Origin of the sequence: Clostridium omnivorum (assembly GCF_026012015.1) — a bacterium.
In the GTDB taxonomy this organism is placed as follows: Bacteria; Bacillota; Clostridia; order Clostridiales; family Clostridiaceae; genus Clostridium_AX; species Clostridium_AX omnivorum.
On the sequence record NZ_BRXR01000001.1, the window covers coordinates 3,807,501 to 3,826,346 of the forward strand.

Genomic DNA, 18,846 nt, shown 5'->3' on the forward strand with positions numbered 1-18,846 from the left:
TATCCATGGACAGGTTGAAGCGGAAGTAAAATTCCGTGGAGGACCGAACCACGTTGGTGTTGAAAAACCATGGGATGAGCTGTGGATAGCGGAGAAATTCCAATCGAACTCGGAGATAGCTGGTTCTCCTCGAAATAGCTTTAGGGCTAGCGTCGGGTAAAATAAGTAATGGAGGTAGAGCACTGAATGGGCTAGGGGGCATTGCGCTTACTGAACTCTATCAAACTCCGAATGCCATATACTTGTACCCCGGCAGTCAGACTGCGAGTGATAAGATCCGTAGTCAAAAGGGAAACAGCCCAGATCATCAGCTAAGGTCCCAAAGTGTAAGTTAAGTGGAAAAGGATGTGGGATTTCTAAGACAACTAGGATGTTGGCTTAGAAGCAGCCACTCATTCAAAGAGTGCGTAATAGCTCACTAGTCGAGAGATCCTGCGCCGAAGATGTCCGGGGCTAAAACTTACCACCGAAGCTATGGATGTACCGTAAGGTACGTGGTAGAGGAGCTTCCTGTATGGGCAGAAGTCATACCGAAAGGAATGGTGGACTGTACAGGAGTGAGTATGCTGGCATAAGTAGCGAGAAATGAGTGAGAATCTCATTGGTCGAAAACCTAAGGTTTCCTGAGGAAGGCTCGTCCGCTCAGGGTTAGTCGGGACCTAAGCCGAGGCCGAAAGGCGTAGGTGATGGACAATCGGTTGATATTCCGATACCAGAAGTGGCGTTATTAGAGATGGAGTGACACAGTAGGATAGGATGTGCACACTGTTGGATTAGTGTGTCTAAGCATTTAGGTTTGCAGATAGGCAAATCCGTCTGCAGTAACTGAGGTGTGATGGGGAGCGAAATTTAAGTAGCGAAGTATCTGATTCCACACTGTCAAGAAAAGCTTCTATCGAGGTAACTTCTGCCCGTACCGCAAACCGACACAGGTAGGTGAGGAGAGAATCCTAAGACCAGCGGAAGAATTGTTGTTAAGGAACTCGGCAAATTGACCCCGTAACTTCGGGAGAAGGGGTGCCTACGCAAGTAGGTCGCAGAGAATAGGCCCAAGCAACTGTTTAGCAAAAACACAGGTCTCTGCTAAAGCGAAAGCTGATGTATAGGGGCTGACGCCTGCCCGGTGCTGGAAGGTTAAGGGGACTAGTTAGCGCAAGCGAAGCTATGAACTTAAGCCCCAGTAAACGGCGGCCGTAACTATAACGGTCCTAAGGTAGCGAAATTCCTTGTCAGGTAAGTTCTGACCCGCACGAATGGCGTAATGACTTGGGCACTGTCTCAACAACAAATCCGGCGAAATTGTATTGCGAGTGAAGATGCTCGCTACCCGCGATTGGACGGAAAGACCCCGTAGAGCTTTACTGTAGCTTAGCATTGAATTTCGGTATTGTCTGTACAGGATAGGTGGGAGACTGAGAAGTAGGGGCGTCAGCTCCTATGGAGTCACCCTTGGGATACCACCCTGACAGTACTGAAGTTCTAACCACAGTCCATGAAACTGGTCGTGGGACATTGTTAGGTGGGCAGTTTGACTGGGGCGGTCGCCTCCTAAAATGTAACGGAGGCGTCCAAAGGTTCCCTCAGAGCAGTTGGAAATTGCTCGTAGAGTGCAAAGGCAGAAGGGAGCCTGACTGCGACACCCACAAGTGGAGCAGGGACGAAAGTCGGGCTTAGTGATCCGGTGGTACCTCGTGGGAGGGCCATCGCTCAACGGATAAAAGCTACCTCGGGGATAACAGGCTGATCTCCCCCAAGAGTCCACATCGACGGGGAGGTTTGGCACCTCGATGTCGGCTCGTCGCATCCTGGGGCTGAAGTAGGTCCCAAGGGTTGGGCTGTTCGCCCATTAAAGCGGCACGCGAGCTGGGTTCAGAACGTCGTGAGACAGTTCGGTCCCTATCCGTCGCGGGCGTAGGAAATTTGAGAGGAGCTGTCCTTAGTACGAGAGGACCGGGATGGACTGACCTCTGGTGTACCAGTTGTTCCGCCAGGAGCACGGCTGGGTAGCTATGTCGGGACGGGATAAACGCTGAAAGCATCTAAGCGTGAAGCCCACCTCAAGATAAGATTTCCCATAGCGTAAGCTAGTAAGACCCCTTGAAGAACACAAGGTTGATAGGTCAGGGGTGTAAGCGCAGTAATGTGTTTAGCTGACTGATACTAATAGGTCGAGGGCTTGACCAAATATTCTTAATCTGTTCAGTCTTGAGAGAATAATATTCTTTCAAAGGAAACTCGCTCAACAGAGTTGAGGAGTACTGATTTGTTACCAAAATCGAAGATTTTGACAAATCATGCATACATATTCCGTGGTAGCTCAATGGCGGAGCATTCGGCTGTTAACCGAAGGGTTGGAGGTTCGAGTCCTCTCCACGGAGCCAGTTCTTTTTTTGTGGATTAACTCTAATGATACTTTGTATTGTTAGAGTTTTTTTATATTATAAAGCCGAAAAGTTTTGAATTTTGTTAAAAAAACTCAAGTATAGTAGTTTGTTTGGGACATTTATGGTATTATATATTAGATTGGATTAATTGAAAAAGTATAGCCTTATTGAGAAATACACTCATTTTGTATAGTACAATATATAATATAGGAGGATAAATATGTTTTTTGATAAGAGTAAGAAACAGAATGTTTTAGAGACAGAAAGAACAATACATGAAAAAACTATAGTAAAAAATGCTAAGGACTTAAAAGTAGTTAATAGGCAAAAATATCAAAATTTAATATCTTTAAGATTGTTTAATGAAGCAGAAGAAGTATTGGATATGACTAAAATGCTTCTAAAATCTGTTGAAGATATAAATATTGAAATGGAAAAGCATGGGGAACATGTAAATAAAACAGTTCAGGTATCTTCTGAAGTAGGTGCTTTTTCTGAGGAAGTAAGTGCAAGTGTAGAAGAAACTATGAATGAGATTGAAGATACATTAGAAAAAGCAAAACTTGGACAAATTGCAGTTAATAATGTAATAAGTAGTATAGATGTAGTTCAAAATACAGTTGAAAGCATGAAGAATGTAATATTGGAATTAGAGGAAAAGTCTAATAAAATTAAAGGTATAGTTGATACAATAAAAGGTATAGCAAAAACTACACACCTACTTTCTCTAAATGCAAATATTGAAGCTGCTCGAGCTGGTGAAGCTGGAAGGGGATTTTCAGTAGTTGCAGGAGAGGTTAAAAAACTTGCAGAAAATAGCTCAAGTTCTGCTGATGAAATAGACTTTATTATTTCAGAAATAACGAAGGTTACTGATGAAACACTCAATATTATTATGAAAGGTATTGAGAAGGTTAATGAAAGCTCATGTGTAGCGGAAGATGCAGTAACAGCAATAGATGAAATGATGAGTTCAGTGGAAAGAACGAGAAACATATCAAACAATATACATACTGCAGTAAAGGATCAGGCTGATAAAAATCAATTTATGATATCTGTAATAGATGATTTAGTTGAAGTATCAGAAAAAGTAAGGAATTTTAATGAAAATATATCTGTTAACGTTGATAGACAAAAGGCATCATTAAATACACTAAAGGGTACAATAACTAATTTAACAGAAATGTGCACTAATGATAAAAGTGAGGAAGCTTCAAAAACTATGTTCACTTTAAGTGTAGAGAGTCCAAAGTTTTTTGACCCTGCAAAGATTACAGAAATAAACGACACAAATATTGTACAAGCTATTTATATGGGCTTAGTGAGATTTGGAAGCAGTACTGAAGTTATAGGCGCAATTGCGAGAAACTGGCACTTAGAAAGTGATAATGTAACATGGAATTTTAATTTAAGAAAAGATATGAAATTCCATAATGGAAGAAATATAACTGCCAGGGATGTAAAGTATTCCTATGAGAGATTGTTAAGTAAGGAAGTTGACTCACCAAATAGATGGTTTTTATCAGTTATAAAAGGAGCAGATGATTTTTATAAAGGGAGGAGCAAAGAAGTAGCTGGTATAGTAGTTGTTAATGACTATAATATTAAACTAGTATTAGATTTCCCATATAGTTCATTTGTTAACAATTTGGCACACTGCTCTTGTTCTATACTTCCAAAGGAATGCATAAATAAAATAGAAACTGAACCAGTAGGGGCAGGACCATTTAAATTTGTAAAATGGGATAAAATAAATAAAGAAATTATATTAGAAAAATTCCAAGGATATGCACTTGGTGAGGCTTTAGTTGATACAGTTAGACTTAAAATGGAACTTGAAAATCCTGTAAATAGCTTTATTGAAGGAAATTTAGACTATATTTCTGTTAATGGAGCAAATATAAATAAAATTAAGGAAAGCAGCTATAATATAAATTTAGCGCAGTGTATAGGTTCTAGATTCATTACATTTAACTACAGAAGCAGCAATCCGCTTATTTCTAATAAAGAAGCAAGACAAGCTATAAGCTATTGTATAGATAGAGAGAGAATTATTAAAGAAGCTTTAGGAGGCAATGAAGTACTTGCAAAAGGACCATTCCCAACTAGCGTATTAGATAATCCTAATGCAGTGACTTATAGCAGAAATGTAAATAAAGCAAAGGAATTATTAAGAAGAAGTGGAGTAACATCAAATAATTTAACTTTAAATATAAATAAAACGGGTTCAAACTCTAATTTCCAAAGCATATTAGCAGGTATCCTAGGAGAAAACTTAAAAGAGATTGGAATAAGTTTGAAGGTTGTTGAAATAAACTCCAAGGAATATTATGCAGAGGAGAATTTAACAAAGTGTGATATGTTTATATATGGATGGTTAGGTGATTCTGGAACAGCAGATAATTTTATAGAACCTCTAATTGATATTAATAATGCATCTAATAGGAGTAAATATAATAATCCAAAGCTGATGGAAATGCTAAGCGAAGCTAAGAAAACTAAAAATCCATATAAATATAAAGAACTGTTGTGTAAATTAGAAAATATAATGATTGAAGATGCTACATGGGTTTACTTGTCAACAATTTGTACTTCTTTTGCATGTCAAGAAAATGTAAAAGGATTAAGAATAAATCCATTAAATTTAATAAAGTATGAAGATATGTGGATTGAATAAAAAATAGCCTGATGAATCTCATCAGGCTATTTTTTTTCAACTTTATTTCCATCACTGATTAAAAGTATACTTCCATCTAAATCAGTTCTATATATTTTAGAATTTATGCTTTTAAGGGAGGTTAAAGTTTCTTTATGAGGATGACCATAATCATTATCTTTTCCACAGCTTATAACTGCAATTTTAGGTTTTACCTTTTCTAAAAATTCCTTTGAAGTTGAAGTAGAACTACCATGATGTCCTACTTTTAGCACATCACAGGATAAATCAGATTTGTTAAGAAGAATTTCTTTTTCACTTAGTTTTTGAGCATCTCCGGTAAATAGAAATTTTGTATTACCATATGTTAGTTTAATTACTGCTGAATAGTTATTAACATCATCATACTTACTGCTATTAGGAGCTAACATCTCACATTCTACTTTGTCATCAAGCTTAAAAGAAACACCAGTCTTAGCAACATTTATTTTATTATTTTTCTTTTTTAGTGCATCAACCATGTTTTCAAAAGCGTTTGTAGAACTAGTGATCTTAGGTGCGTAAAACTTTCCAACTTGAAAATTATTTATTATTTCAGCCATACCTCCAATGTGATCTTCATGTGGATGAGTTGCAACAATGTAATCAAGTTTATTTACTCCTTGCTTTTTTAAGTAGGACTTTAACTTTTCTTTATGGTCTTTATCCCCAGCATCGATTAAGAGGTTCTTATTATTGATTTGAACCAAAATAGAATCACCTTGACCAACATCAATATAATGAACTCGCAATATGTTGCTAGGATAACTTTCATTTGATGTAGTGCTTGCCTGTTTATTTGCTGAGCATCCAGCAAATAAAATAACAGATATTAGAAAGTAAATAAGTATATTAGTAATTTTACTATTAATTTTCAAATATTTCATCTCCATCTTTAAAATGTCATAAATAGTTTATCATTAATCTCTATATTTTTAAAGGGATTTGAGCAACTTGAAAAAAATTGTACAAACTAGTATAATTTTAAGTAGATTATATTAGAGAGGAATAGAGAAATGAGGACAGTTTTATTCTTTTTATATTTAGCTGGATATTTAGTCATGACTTTATTTAAGGCTTTAAAATTGAGATTTAAGCTAAAAAGTGGAAAAGTAGAAGCGGATAAATATTTATTTGAAACTACCCGTAAATGGGGACAGGCAATGATGAAAAATATAGGAGTAGACGTGGAAATGGTTGGCATGGAAAATATTCCTGAAGGTACTTGTTTATTTGTAGCTAATCATGAGAGTTATGCAGATATTCCGTTGATGCTGGGATATCTAGAAAAGCCTATTGGTTTTATTGCTAAGAAGGAGATGGAGAATGCTCCTATAATCAGTTTTTGGATGAAAAAACTTCATTGTATTTTTATGGATAGAAGTAATATAAGAGAATCTGTTAAATCAATAAACGAAGGGATAGAAAATCTAAAAAGTGGTTATTCTATGGTTATTTTTCCTGAAGGTACAAGAAGTAAAGGAAAAGGCATGAACGAGTTTAAAAAGGGTAGTATGAAGCTTGGTATTAAAGCTGGTGTTCCAATAGTTCCAGTAGCCATTGATGGAAGCTATAAGGTATATGAAGGAAATGGCAACAAAATAAAACCTGCTAATGTAAGAATTAAGATTTTTAATCAAATAGATCCTAAAAGCCTTTCAAAGGAAGATCAAAATAATTTGGCTGAAACAATTGAAAACATGATTAAAGGTGAGTTAAGCAATAAATAAGAGTTATGCAAATGCATAACTCTTATTTATTGAATATTTAACACAGTAACCTTTGGTCTAGTCATAGCTTCAATACTGTATTTAATGCCTTGGGTTCCTAAGCCAGAGGATTTTATTCCAAGGAAAGGAAAATGGTCTGGACTTCTTTCTGGTTTATTATTTATTTGTACAGTTCCTACTTCTAGCTTTTCAGAAATTATAAAAGCATGGTTTATGTTGTTCGTGAATACTGATGATTGAAGTCCATATTTTGATTTATTGGCAATATCAATAGCCTCATCTATACTACTTACTCTTATAACTGGTAAAACGGGACCAAATGGCTCTTCCCAAGCGACCCTCATATCAAGAGAAACATTATCAAATAAAGTTGGATAGATTAGATTGCCAACTCTTTTATTTCCAGTTATAAGTTTAGCGCCTTTAGCTAGAGCATCATTAATTAAATCCTGTACGTAATCTGCAGCTTTATCATCAATGAGAGGAGTTATATAAGCCCCTTCTTGCGGCAATCCAACTTTAAGTGTTGAAATTTCTTTTACCATGCTCTCAATAAGCTTATCGGCTACATCATTCATTACTAAAACTCTTTTAACTGCAGTACACCTTTGACCAGAATTGCTAAAAGCTCCAGAAACAATTGACTTTGCTGTATTTTCTATGTTAGCATCAGATAATACAATGGCAGCATCTTTACCACCTAGTTCCATTATCATGGGCACCATTCCTGCAATGAGAGCTATATGTTTTCCAACCTCTGTGCTTCCTGTAAAATTGATAAAATCTATGGCATCACGTGTAACAAGGTAATCTCCTATTTCAGAAGATTTACCAGTTATCGAATTGAGAACTCCTTTAGGAACACCAGCTTTATTAAATACTTCACACAGCATCAAGGAGCTTATTGCACCTTGTGTAGCAGGCTTTAATACTACACTATTACCAGCAATTAGAGCTGGTGCAATTTTAGAGGCTGCTAAGTTTATAGGATAATTGAATGGAGATATAGCAAGTACAACCCCTACAGGGTGCCTAGTTATTAAAGATATTTTATTTTTATTAAAACCAGGAAAGGTATCCCCAACTAGAGTCTTACCTTCTAAATTTTTACCTGCATCAGCTGTATATCTAATAAACTCAGCAGTTCTTTTTACTTCTGACTCGGAAGATGCTTTATCTTTTGAAACCTCAAGTTGAAGCATATTTGATATTGGCTCTAGATTTTCTTCAAGTATATTAGCGGCTTCATGTAAGATTTTTGCTCTTTCATATAGTGGAACTTCAGCCCAAGCCTTTTGTGCAGCTCTAGAGTTTGTAAGTACTGTATCTACTTCATCTTTGCTTAGAGCTTGAATTTTGCCAATTGGTAAGTTATTGCATGGTGAAAAAATTTCGATTAAGTTGCCATTCTTTGAATTTATCCATTGGCCATCATAGAGAAATTTATACACGTTTTCCTTCATTATATTTTCAAACATAAAAACACCTCAATTCTATACCTTATTATCTGCAAATAATTGACTTTTATTATGCAAATAACAAATTTCTCATAGAATTAAGGTCTTTTAAGAAGTAATTCTTGAAGTATTGATATTTTTTTATTTAGGTTTTTATTGTTTTTATCTAGTAAGCCTATTTCGTTTTCAATCAAAGCATTTTCTTTTCGAATTTGTTTTAGCTCGAATAAAAGCTTGTTGTTTATTTCTATTTTATTGTTCACAATAGGCTTTAACATTTCCTGAATTGTTCTCTGTTTATTGAATATAAAGCATAATCTATTGTAAAATCTATTTATATATATAAATATTAACTTTGGAATACTAAGTATAAAATGATATAAGTTTTTCATAATATCACCACCATATTAATATAATCGGACAAAATTCATAAAAGTAAAGATAAAAAATAAATTTAGATTGGAGGTAAGGAATGGATAAGAAGGGTGCTTTTGATTCTAGAAGGGTTAATGACTATTACATAAGGGCAAAAGAGAATGAGATAAAGAAACTTGATGAAAAAAGGATAAGCTTAGAAAAACAAATTTTAGCTGGAAAAGAGAAATGTGATGAAAATAAAAAACTACTAAACAGGATAGAAACGGAAAATCAGGCACTTAAACAGCAGTATGTGAACTTGGTACGAATGGTTGAAAGCAAAGGATTAACTTTTGATATTGCTAATAACAATTATGATGTAAAAGAATGGGATAGCCTTATTCTAGCAAAAAGGGGATTAAGTTATATTGTTTTATCAAAAAAAGGTGATGAATTAGAAATACTAGATAAAGATACAAGTATTATTTTAAAAGATTTACTAAAGGAAAAAACGAACTATAGTTTTGTTGTTGTTAGGGTAACGAGTAAAACTATAAGGGCTCAGCTTAGGATAAATAAAGTATCAGAATAGATACCTTATTTATCCTTTGGGCTAAAATAATTGTCTATAAGCCTTTCTGCCATCCTTTTTTGAAGATTTGCAGAATCAACAAGCATAAATATAGTCAAAAGTAGCTTTGAAAGCTCTGCATTAGAACTATTAAATTGTGATAATTCATCTTCGATAGATTCAAACTTTTTTAAAGAATCTTCCATGAATATTTCTACATCTTTTTTTTGAAGATTTAAAAAGGCTGAATAAATGCTATCAAGATTTTCTGACTTGTTGTTTTCATCTAACGTATCAATCAAAGGGGATAGTAATTGTCCAATATCATTAATTGATAAAGTCTGCTTGAGATTATATATTAGTACTAGAAGTATGATTTGATTCTTATTGTACTTTTTTCCTTTAATTGGAGTCAAAAGCTTGTCTTTAGTATAATTGTTTATCATAGTTTTTGTCAGAATTTTATCAGTTTCATAGCGCTTAGAAGCCTTTAGTTTATCATCGAATAGAGTTGTTACTTGATCCATATAAAGATCAACACAAGGAATATCAGTTGGCTTAATTTCACCTTGATCAGAAATTTCTTTTAATAAATTTATTAGTGTAGCTTTATCTATATTCAAGTTTATCACTCCTAATTTCTTATATTATAAAAACTAAGGTAAATTCTAATGAATAAATATTAATCATAGTTAATTATAGATTTTTTTTGAAAAGTTTACAAGTAAATAAAGTGTAATAAAATATTATAAAACTGATTACAATATAAACCAAAAGTTTATAATATTTTATAATAATATTATAATGAGATAGTTTGCAAAATATAAATGAAAGAAATACAACATTATTTGTAAATTTTATATTGAAAAGCAGTAAATTTCATATGTTTCTTACTTATTATTTAAAACAAGTCTTGATTTTTGTGCAAGATTGTGTTCAAATAGAAGTTGAAGGGGTATATACTACAGACTATTTAAGCTGAATTTATCTGTATTGTAAAATACCTTTTTATTAATGTGAAGTTTTTCCTTCACAATTATAATTATTTCTGTAAGGAAAGGATGATTCGAATGAGCGGAAATGTTTTAAAAGATCTAAAGCCATATGAGGTTTTCAAGTTTTTTGAAGAGATGTGTCAAATACCAAGAGGCTCAGGAAATGAAAAGGGTATAAGTGATTACCTAGTTAATTTTGCAAAGGCAAGAAATTTAGAAGTTATTCAGGATGAAGCCTTAAACGTTATCATAAAGAAACCAGGAACTGCTGGTTATGAGAATGCTGCTCCAATAATATTACAAGGTCATATGGACATGGTGTGTGAAAAAAATACATCAACAGTTCATGACTTTGAAAAGGATCCACTACAGCTTAGAATAGATGGTGATATGATATATGCTACAGGAACTACTCTAGGAGCTGATAATGGAATAGCAGTAGCTATGTCTTTAGCTGTACTTGATTCTAATAATTTACAACACCCTCCTATAGAAGTACTTGTTACAACTGAAGAAGAAACAGGTATGGGTGGAGCTGTTGCATTAAATCCTGAACATATCAATGCTAGAACATTGATAAACATAGATTCTGAAGAAGAAGGAAAGCTTTTAGTTAGCTGTTCAGGTGGACTTAGAGCTAGAACTTCATTAAACATAGCTTGGGAAAATGTTCAAGGAAATTTTGTTCCAGTTGCAGTAAGAATAAGAGGACTTAAGGGTGGACACTCAGGTATGGAAATACATAAGCAAAGAGGTAACTCAAATAAATTGCTTGGACGTTTCTTACTTGATCTTATGTCAGCAGTTAGTTTTGACATTTGTGATATAAGTGGAGGAGCAAAGAGTAATGCAATACCACGTGAAGCTGATGTAACTTTATTAATTAATGCTGCTGATGAGGCAATAGTTAAGGAAAAGATACAAGAGTGGAATAATACATTTAAAAATGAATTTAAAGTATCAGATCCAGATGTAAATATAGAATTTGAACTTTTATCTTCAGTTCCATCAAAGAAATTCTCAAATGATACTAAAGAAAAAACTATAAAACTATTAACACTTATACCAAGTGGTGTTCAGACAATGAGCATGGAAATAGCTGGACTTGTACAAAGTTCTACTAATTTAGGTGTTGTAGCTATAGAGAATAATCAACTAAACTTTGATAGTGCTGTAAGAAGTTCAGTTAAGAGTTTAAAAGTTGATATAGTTAATCAATCAAGAGTTATATCTGAAACATTAGGTGCAGAATTCTCTACAGAGGCAGATTATCCAGATTGGCAATACGATGCTAATTCAAATATTAGAAAAGTATTTGAAAAAGTTTATAAAGACATGTATGGAACTAATCCAGAAATAGTTGCTATTCACGCTGGAGTTGAGTGCGGATTATTTAAAGAAAAATTTGGCGAAATTGATATGATTTCCTTTGGACCAAATCTATATGATGTTCATACTCCAGATGAACACATGAGTATTTCATCAGTTGAAAGAAGCTGGGATTATTTGGTTAACGTTCTTAAAGAAATAAAGTAATATATATACGACCTCAAGCTTTAGGCTTGAGGTCTTTTTTCTTGTTTGCATAATACCAAAATTAGCATTATTATATAATTATACTTTTGTATTTATTTACTTTATTAATTATGTGCATACTAAAATTATAGATTAATAGTATATATATGTATGGGGTAATATATGAGAAAACTTAGCATAAAAAAGAAAATAAAACAATATTTTGATGGTGAACACAAACCAGAATTTAGTGCAAGAGATTTTGTAAAATATATAGGACCAGGATTACTAGTTACTGTTGGATTTATAGATCCTGGAAACTGGGCTTCAAATGTATCGGCTGGAGCAGATTTTGGTTATAAGCTGCTTTGGATGGTTACGCTTTCAACAATTATGTTAATAATTCTGCAGCACAATGCAGCGCATCTTGGAATAGTAAGCGGACTATGCTTATCTGAGGCAGCAACACTTAATATGAGTAAAAGAGTATCAAAACTCATACTTTTTTCAGCAGTTTTGGCAGCAATATCTACTGCTATGGCTGAAATACTTGGAGGTGCCATTGCTCTAAATATGCTGTTCAATATTCCTTTGAAGCTTGGATCAATTTTAATTTTAATAGTTGTCATGTGGATGCTTTTTGTAAATTCATATAAAAAGCTTGAAAAGTGGATAATAGGCTTTGTTTCAATAGTTGGTCTATCTTTCATTTTTGAGTTAACTCTAGTGCATATAAATTGGGGAGAAGCTGCAAGAGGCTGGTTTATACCAGCTGCACCTAATGGGTCAATTTTAATAATTATGAGTGTTCTTGGGGCTGTAGTAATGCCGCATAATTTGTATCTGCACTCAGAGATAATTCAAAGCAGACAGTGGAATTTGCAGGACGAAAAGATAATAGCAAAACAATTAAAATATGAGTTTGCTGATACATTATTCTCAATGATAGTTGGATGGGCTATTAATAGTGCTATGATTTTAATTGCTGCAGCAACATTTTTTACTAAGGGAATTAAGGTAACAGCTTTGGATCAAGCTCAAAGTATGCTTAAACCTCTTCTCGGAAATTCTGCTGCAGTTATATTTGCTTTAGCTCTATTATTCTCAGGCATGAGTTCCTGTGTAACTGCTGGAATGGCAGGTGGAAGCATTTTTGCAGGTCTTTTTGGAGAGCCATATGATATTCGCGATAGACACACAAAAGTTGGTATTGGTATAACTTTAATTGTTGCAACTGTAGTAATATTCTTTATTAGTGATCCTTTTAAGGGACTTGTTTATTCACAAATGATTTTAAGTATACAGTTACCAATTACTATATTCCTGCAAATATATTTAACTTCCTCAAAGAAAATAATGGGAAAGTATGCAAATAGCCTTCTAGATAAAATAGCATTGTGGTCAATTGGAATTATAGTAACTATTTTAAATATAATGCTTTTGATAAGTATATTTAGGTGAAAGTGATAAAGCATGATGAAATATGAGGAGATATAAATCCTATAATTAAAAATCGGTATATGGGGGGAGAAAAATGCTATTAATAAAAAACGGTAAAATAATTACAATGACTGGAGTTACACATGAAAATGGTTGTGTATTAATTGAAAATGGGAAAATCAAAGCTGTTGGTACAAAAATTGAAGAATCAAAAGAGTATGAAGTAATTGATGCTTCAGGTGCCTGGGTATTACCCGGTTTTATTGATGCACATTGCCATATTGGAATTTTTGAACAGGACATGGGGTTTGAAGGCAGTGATGGTAATGAATCAACTGATCCAGTTACTCCTGAATTAAGAGCTATAGACGCCATAAATCCTATGGACAGTGCCTTTAAAGAAGCAGCTCAAGCCGGAATAACAACTGTAATGACAGGGCCAGGAAGTGCAAACGTAATAGGTGGCCAATTTGTAGCAATGAAGACAATGGGGGTAAGCATTGATGACATGATTATTCTTGAGCCCGCCGCAATGAAAGTAGCATTTGGAGAAAACCCTAAAAGAATATATTCATCAAAAAAACAAATGCCATCCACTAGGATGGGCACTGCAGCTAAACTTAGAGAAACACTCATAAAGGCCCAAAATTATAGAATGAAGAAAGAAAGGGCCTCTAAAAAAGACGAAAGCTTTGATATAGATTTTAAAATGGAAGCACTTATCCCTGTATTAGAAAAGAAAATACCTATAAAAGCACATGCTCATAGGGCAGATGACATACTTACTGCTATTAGAATTGCAAGAGAATTCGACTTAAAGATGACACTTGACCATTGTACAGAAGGACATTTAATAGTGGATTATATAAAAGATTGTGGTTATCCTGCGCTAGTTGGACCTACACTTACAGCAAGAAAAAAGGTAGAAACTAAAAACAAGACATTTAAAACTCTAGGAATATTATCTAAAGAAGGAATAAAGACTGCGATTATTACAGATCACCCAGTTGTTCCAATTAATTATTTACCTCTATGTGCTGCTATGGCTGTGAAGGAAGGAATGGATATGGACGAAGCGTTTAAAGCTATTACTATAAATGCTGCTGAAATATGCAATATCGAAAAAAGGGTAGGTAGTATTGAAGTTGGAAAAGATGCAGATATAGCAATTTTTGATGGAAATCCAATGGAGATATTTACTAATACGCTTTATACAATCATTAATGGAAAAGTAGTATATAATAGATAATTTTAGGTTCATATTGATTATAAAGCATTAGAATTTTATCATAATATCAATATGGCAGCGAAATGAGGATTAAATCTAATTTTTTAGTAATAAAAGGGATAGGAGTTAGAAAAATGAAACTCCTATCCTTTTGTTTTTATGCTTTACTGTTATATATAAAGATGGACAAACATATACTTAGGTATAAACGTTTATTATTAATTACTGATTGAGGGTAAGTGAGTAATAGGAGGAAAGAGAATGAACAGTGAGAAAATTACATTGAAGTGTACATTAACAGGCATTTTGGGGGAATTAATAAAAAAAATTGTGGCGTTTATTTTAATTATAGTGGGTTGTATTATAACAAACGGTATAAGAAGCTCATTACTTAAAAAGCATGGTTCAACGCTTTTTTCACTTGATGCCTCAAAGTTTGGTGCATTAATAGTTACAATTTTAGTACATATATTATTAATAGCTTTTATTATTGCTGCTATAATCATATTTTTGAAAATTATTGGACTGCTCTATGAGCTTAATACTGTAACAATTATTGACTTTGCTAGAGAAAAGATAATAGTAGAAAAGACACTTTTTCCATTTTCTAAGGAAGTAGACGAGAATAAATTTAATGAGATAATTGAAGTTGGAATATGTCAGAAGGGAATTGACAGGTTAGTAAACTCCGGTGCTTTATATGTTGAATATCTAGCCTATAATAGAATTGATTCAAAGATGCGTTCAATTTATATCCCATATATAGAAAATCCCTATGAAAAAAAACAGATTTTATTTTAGTACCATCCAAAGGATGGTATTTTTTATTAAAAATTAATGAAAACATGTATAGGAATTTTTTATGAACAAATAATAAAAAATGATGTATAAATGAAAATATTATTTGATATGGAGGCCAATTATATGAAAAAACATATGAAAACCATGGATGGAAATCAAGCAGCGGCATATGTTTCCTATGCATTTACGGATGTAGCAGCTATCTATCCTATTACCCCATCTACTCCTATGGCAGAGGGGGTAGACGAATGGTCTGCACATGGAAAGACAAACATATTTAATCAAACTGTAAGAGTTGCAGAATTGCAGTCTGAAGCAGGAGCAGCAGGTGCTGTTCATGGCGCTCTTCAAGGAGGAGCCTTAACTACTACATATACAGCATCTCAAGGACTATTACTAATGATACCTAATATGTATAAAATGGCTGGTGAATTACTACCAGCAGTATTTCATGTTAGTGCTCGTGCTGTGGCTGCTCATGCACTTTCAATATTTGGAGATCATCAAGATGTAATGGCAACAAGACAAACCGGATTTGCCATGTTGGCATCTTCAAATGTACAAGAAGCTATGGATCTTGGAGCTGTTGCTCACTTAAGTGCTATAAAAGGAAGAGTACCATTTCTTCACTTTTTTGATGGTTTTAGAACTTCTCATGAAATACAAAAGATAGAAGTTCTAGAATATGAGGATTTAGCAAAGATAGTTGATCATAATGCTATAAAAGCTTTTAGAGATAGGGCATTAAATCCAGAACATCCAGTAGTAAGAGGAACTGCTCAAAACCCAGATATATATTTTCAAGGAAGAGAAGTTTCAAACCCATTTTATCTTGCGGTTCCAGACATAGTAGAAAATTATATGAAGGAAATAAAAAATATTACTGGTAGAGAATATCATCCATTTGATTATTATGGAGATCCTAATGCAGAAAACATCATAATTGCAATGGGTTCTGTATGTGATACTATAAGCGAAGTAATAGATTATTTAAGGGCAAAGGGAGAAAAAGTTGGTCTTTTAAAGGTGCATTTATATAGGCCATTCTCTGAAAAGTACTTTTTTAATGTATTACCAAAGTCAGTTAAGAAAATTGCAGTTCTTGATAGAACCAAAGAACCAGGATCTATTGGCGAACCACTATACTTAGATGTAACTAAGCTTTTCTTTAATAATCAAAATGCTCCTGTTATTGTTGGAGGACGATATGGACTTGGTTCAAAAGATACCACTCCTTCACAAATAATTTCTGTCTATAATAATCTGAAGCAGCAAGCTCCTAAGGATGAGTTTACCATAGGCATAGTTGATGATGTTACTAATACATCACTAAAAGAAGAAGAAATTGTTGAAACCAGTCCTGAAGGAACTATCAGCTGCAAATTCTGGGGATTAGGTTCAGATGGTACGGTAGGAGCTAATAAGAGTGCAATTAAAATTATAGGTGATAACACAGAACTATATGCACAAGCGTATTTTTCCTATGATAGTAAAAAGTCAGGTGGAAGTACTGTTTCCCACTTAAGATTTGGGAAACAGCCTATTCGTTCTCCTTATTTAGTTTATCATGCAGATTATATTGCATGCCACAATAAGTCTTTTATATACAATATAGAGGTTCTAAAGGGACTTAAGAGTGGAGCAACATTTGTATTAAATTGCCCTTGGAATAAAGAAGAACTTGAAGATAAGCTTCCAGGACATATGAAGAGATTTTTAGCAAATAACAATATTAATTTTTATACCATTGACGCAGTATCTATAGCCCAGGAAATAGGACTAGGAGCAAGGATAAATATGATTATGCAGTCAGCATTCTTCAAACTATCAAAGGTTATACCAGTTGAGGATGCTGTAAACTATCTTAAAAATTCTATTGAGCATATGTATGGTAAAAAAGGTGAAAAGATAGTTGAGATGAATAAAGCTGCAGTAGATAGAGGACTTGATGGTCTAGTTAAAGTTGATATACCTGCAGAGTGGTCAAATGCAAAAGATGTTAATGAAACAACTAAAAAAGTTCCAGACTTCATTAATAAAATACAGGCACCAATCGCAAGACATGAAGGAGATGAACTTCCAGTAAGCGCTTTTGTTGGCATGGAAGATGGAACATTCCCATTAGGTACTGCAGCCTATGAAAAACGTGGAATTGCAGTAATGGTACCTGAATGGCAAATAGATAAGTGCATTCAATGTGGTCAGTGTGCTTACGTATGTCCACATGCTACAATTAGACAATTTCTTGTAACAGAAGATGAAAAGAATAAAGCACCGGAAAGATTTGTCTCAAAGAAAGCAGCAGGAAAAGGATTGGAAGGCTACGAGTATAGGATACAAGTAGCACCACTAGATTGTACTGGATGCGGAAATTGTGCAGATGTATGTCCTGCTCCTGGAAAAGCTCTAATAATGAAGCCGGCTGAAGAACAAATTGTTGAACAAACAGAGAATTGGGAGTATGCAATGTCTCTTACTCCTAAGGAAGATGTTATGGATAGAAACACCCTTAAAGGAAGTCAATTTGTAAGGCCGCTGCTTGAATTCAATGGTGCTTGCCCAGGCTGTGGAGAAACTCCATATATAAGACTATTAACTCAATTATTTGGAGAAAGAATGATGATTGCTAATGCTACTGGATGTTCATCAATTTGGGGAGCAAGTGCACCTTCTATACCATATACTACAAATCATGAGGGAAAAGGTCCATCATGGGCAAATTCATTATTTGAAGATAATGCAGAATTTGGTTATGGCATGTTCCTAGCAGTAGCTCAAATGAGAAATAGGTTAGCTGACATTATGAGAGAAGGGCTTCAGTCTGACTTAGATGATGAAGTTAAAGCACTGTTTAATGAATGGCTGGATAATATGTATAAGGGCCAGGAATCTAAAGTGGTTAGTGCTAAATTATTAGACTTAATAAATGACAGTAAATATAATAGTAATACTATTATAAAAGAAATCTTAGATAAAAAGGATTTTCTTGTTAAGAAGTCTCAATGGATGATTGGAGGAGATGGATGGGCTTATGATATAGGCTTTGGCGGATTAGACCATGTATTAGCTACGGGAGAAGATGTAAACTTGTTTGTTATGGATACAGAGATTTATTCAAATACAGGTGGTCAATCCTCAAAATCCACACAAACTGGAGCAGTGGCAAAGTTTGCTGCAGCAGGTAAAAATGTTAGAAAGAAAGATTTGGGACTCATTGCAATGAGCTATGGATATGTTTATGTTGCTCAAATAGCAATGGGAGCGAATATGAATCATGCTATAAAAACAATTATTGAAGCTGAAAAATATCCGGGTCCATCACTTATAATAGCGTATGCTCCATGTATAAGTCATGGAATCAAAGTGGGAATGGGAAGCAGTATAAAAGAAGAGAAGAAAGCTGTTGATTCAGGATACTGGCACCTTTACAGATATAACCCGGTATTAAAAGAAGAAGGGAAAAATCCATTTGTGCTTGATTCAAAAGAGCCTACTGAATCTTATCAGGATTTCATAAAAGGAGAGATTAGATACGCATCTCTAATGAATGTATTCCCTGAAAGAGCAGAAGGATTATTTAAGCAATCTGAAAAGAATGCAAGAGAAAGATATGAGACTTACAAGCGTTTAGCTGAAATGAAATATTAGAAGATTCATATTTTATAAATTAAAT

Annotated in this window: 12 protein-coding genes, 1 tRNA gene and 1 rRNA gene (1 of these 14 cut by a window edge); 10 read left to right on the forward strand and 4 right to left on the reverse strand. The window is 34.0% G+C overall.

The window, feature by feature from the left end:
- From bsdE14_RS17985 to bsdE14_RS17995, 3 genes are all read left to right on the forward strand, one after another.
- Positions 1 to 2,184, forward strand: a 23S ribosomal RNA gene (locus bsdE14_RS17985); it begins 724 nt to the left of the window's first position.
- Between the two features lie 122 nt (positions 2,185 to 2,306).
- A tRNA-Asn gene (locus bsdE14_RS17990) sits at positions 2,307 to 2,381 on the forward strand.
- Between the two features lie 223 nt (positions 2,382 to 2,604).
- The gene (locus tag bsdE14_RS17995; RefSeq protein WP_264851377.1) at positions 2,605 to 5,061 is read left to right on the forward strand and encodes an ABC transporter substrate-binding protein; all 2,457 of its coding nucleotides are present in this window, start codon (positions 2,605 to 2,607) and stop codon (positions 5,059 to 5,061) included.
- 26 nt (positions 5,062 to 5,087) lie between these two features.
- Here bsdE14_RS17995 and bsdE14_RS18000 read toward each other — a convergent pair whose 3' ends face one another.
- Positions 5,088 to 5,966 carry a ComEC/Rec2 family competence protein gene (locus bsdE14_RS18000; protein ID WP_264852297.1) on the reverse strand — a complete coding sequence of 293 codons (879 nt, stop codon included), beginning with the start codon at positions 5,964 to 5,966 and terminating at the stop codon, positions 5,088 to 5,090.
- A gap of 129 nt (positions 5,967 to 6,095) precedes the next feature.
- Here bsdE14_RS18000 and bsdE14_RS18005 point away from each other — a divergent pair, with 129 nt between their 5' ends.
- Positions 6,096 to 6,809, forward strand: coding sequence for a lysophospholipid acyltransferase family protein (locus bsdE14_RS18005; protein ID WP_264851378.1), 714 nt, complete (start codon positions 6,096 to 6,098; stop codon positions 6,807 to 6,809).
- A 26-nt stretch (positions 6,810 to 6,835) separates the two neighbouring features.
- Here the strand turns inward: bsdE14_RS18005 and bsdE14_RS18010 are convergent, their stop codons facing one another.
- Both bsdE14_RS18010 and bsdE14_RS18015 read right to left on the reverse strand, forming a co-directional pair.
- Positions 6,836 to 8,287 carry an NADP-dependent glyceraldehyde-3-phosphate dehydrogenase gene (locus bsdE14_RS18010; RefSeq protein ID WP_264851379.1) on the reverse strand — a complete coding sequence of 484 codons (1,452 nt, stop codon included), beginning with the start codon at positions 8,285 to 8,287 and terminating at the stop codon, positions 6,836 to 6,838.
- A 77-nt stretch (positions 8,288 to 8,364) separates the two neighbouring features.
- Positions 8,365 to 8,658, reverse strand: a complete 294-nt coding sequence (locus bsdE14_RS18015) for a hypothetical protein (RefSeq protein WP_264851380.1) — start codon at positions 8,656 to 8,658, stop codon at positions 8,365 to 8,367.
- Positions 8,659 to 8,738: 80 nt separating this feature from the next.
- On the opposite strand from bsdE14_RS18015, the gene bsdE14_RS18020 reads away from it, so the two are divergent.
- Entirely contained in the window at positions 8,739 to 9,215 is a 477-nt protein-coding gene (locus tag bsdE14_RS18020; RefSeq protein WP_264851381.1) for a hypothetical protein, read from the forward strand.
- A gap of 5 nt (positions 9,216 to 9,220) precedes the next feature.
- Here the strand turns inward: bsdE14_RS18020 and bsdE14_RS18025 are convergent, their stop codons facing one another.
- On the reverse strand, positions 9,221 to 9,817 hold the full coding sequence (locus bsdE14_RS18025; protein WP_264851382.1) for a DUF1836 domain-containing protein: 597 nt from the start codon (positions 9,815 to 9,817) through the stop codon (positions 9,221 to 9,223).
- A gap of 447 nt (positions 9,818 to 10,264) precedes the next feature.
- Here bsdE14_RS18025 and bsdE14_RS18030 point away from each other — a divergent pair, with 447 nt between their 5' ends.
- The 5 genes from bsdE14_RS18030 (at position 10,265) to nifJ (ending at position 18,821) form a co-directional block, all read left to right on the forward strand.
- Positions 10,265 to 11,725, forward strand: a complete 1,461-nt coding sequence (locus bsdE14_RS18030) for an aminoacyl-histidine dipeptidase (protein WP_264851384.1) — start codon at positions 10,265 to 10,267, stop codon at positions 11,723 to 11,725.
- Between the two features lie 162 nt (positions 11,726 to 11,887).
- Positions 11,888 to 13,165, forward strand: a complete 1,278-nt coding sequence (locus bsdE14_RS18035; RefSeq protein ID WP_264851386.1) for an Nramp family divalent metal transporter — start codon at positions 11,888 to 11,890, stop codon at positions 13,163 to 13,165.
- 73 nt (positions 13,166 to 13,238) lie between these two features.
- Positions 13,239 to 14,393 carry an amidohydrolase gene (locus bsdE14_RS18040; RefSeq protein ID WP_264851387.1) on the forward strand — a complete coding sequence of 385 codons (1,155 nt, stop codon included), beginning with the start codon at positions 13,239 to 13,241 and terminating at the stop codon, positions 14,391 to 14,393.
- Positions 14,394 to 14,633: 240 nt separating this feature from the next.
- Positions 14,634 to 15,173 carry a hypothetical protein gene (locus bsdE14_RS18045; RefSeq protein WP_264851388.1) on the forward strand — a complete coding sequence of 180 codons (540 nt, stop codon included), beginning with the start codon at positions 14,634 to 14,636 and terminating at the stop codon, positions 15,171 to 15,173.
- A gap of 123 nt (positions 15,174 to 15,296) precedes the next feature.
- Positions 15,297 to 18,821: a pyruvate:ferredoxin (flavodoxin) oxidoreductase gene (nifJ, locus tag bsdE14_RS18050; RefSeq protein ID WP_264851389.1), complete on the forward strand. Its 3,525-nt coding sequence runs from the start codon at positions 15,297 to 15,299 to the stop codon at positions 18,819 to 18,821.
- Positions 18,822 to 18,846 lie beyond the last annotated feature (25 nt).

Excerpts from the sequence above, each read along its gene's own strand:
- bsdE14_RS17995 (WP_264851377.1), top strand. The coding sequence starts at position 2,605 with ATGTTTTTTGATAAGAGTAAGAAACAGAATGTTTTAGAGACAGAAAGA.
- bsdE14_RS18020 (WP_264851381.1), top strand. The coding sequence starts at position 8,739 with ATGGATAAGAAGGGTGCTTTTGATTCTAGAAGGGTTAATGACTATTAC.
- bsdE14_RS18005 (WP_264851378.1), top strand. The coding sequence starts at position 6,096 with ATGAGGACAGTTTTATTCTTTTTATATTTAGCTGGATATTTAGTCATG.
- bsdE14_RS18015 (WP_264851380.1), bottom strand. The coding sequence starts at position 8,658 with ATGAAAAACTTATATCATTTTATACTTAGTATTCCAAAGTTAATATTT.
- bsdE14_RS18000 (WP_264852297.1), bottom strand. The coding sequence starts at position 5,966 with ATGAAATATTTGAAAATTAATAGTAAAATTACTAATATACTTATTTAC.
- nifJ (WP_264851389.1), top strand. The coding sequence starts at position 15,297 with ATGAAAAAACATATGAAAACCATGGATGGAAATCAAGCAGCGGCATAT.
- bsdE14_RS18030 (WP_264851384.1), top strand. The coding sequence starts at position 10,265 with ATGAGCGGAAATGTTTTAAAAGATCTAAAGCCATATGAGGTTTTCAAG.
- bsdE14_RS18040 (WP_264851387.1), top strand. The coding sequence starts at position 13,239 with ATGCTATTAATAAAAAACGGTAAAATAATTACAATGACTGGAGTTACA.
- bsdE14_RS18045 (WP_264851388.1), top strand. The coding sequence starts at position 14,634 with ATGAACAGTGAGAAAATTACATTGAAGTGTACATTAACAGGCATTTTG.
- bsdE14_RS18010 (WP_264851379.1), bottom strand. The coding sequence starts at position 8,287 with ATGTTTGAAAATATAATGAAGGAAAACGTGTATAAATTTCTCTATGAT.
- bsdE14_RS18035 (WP_264851386.1), top strand. The coding sequence starts at position 11,888 with ATGAGAAAACTTAGCATAAAAAAGAAAATAAAACAATATTTTGATGGT.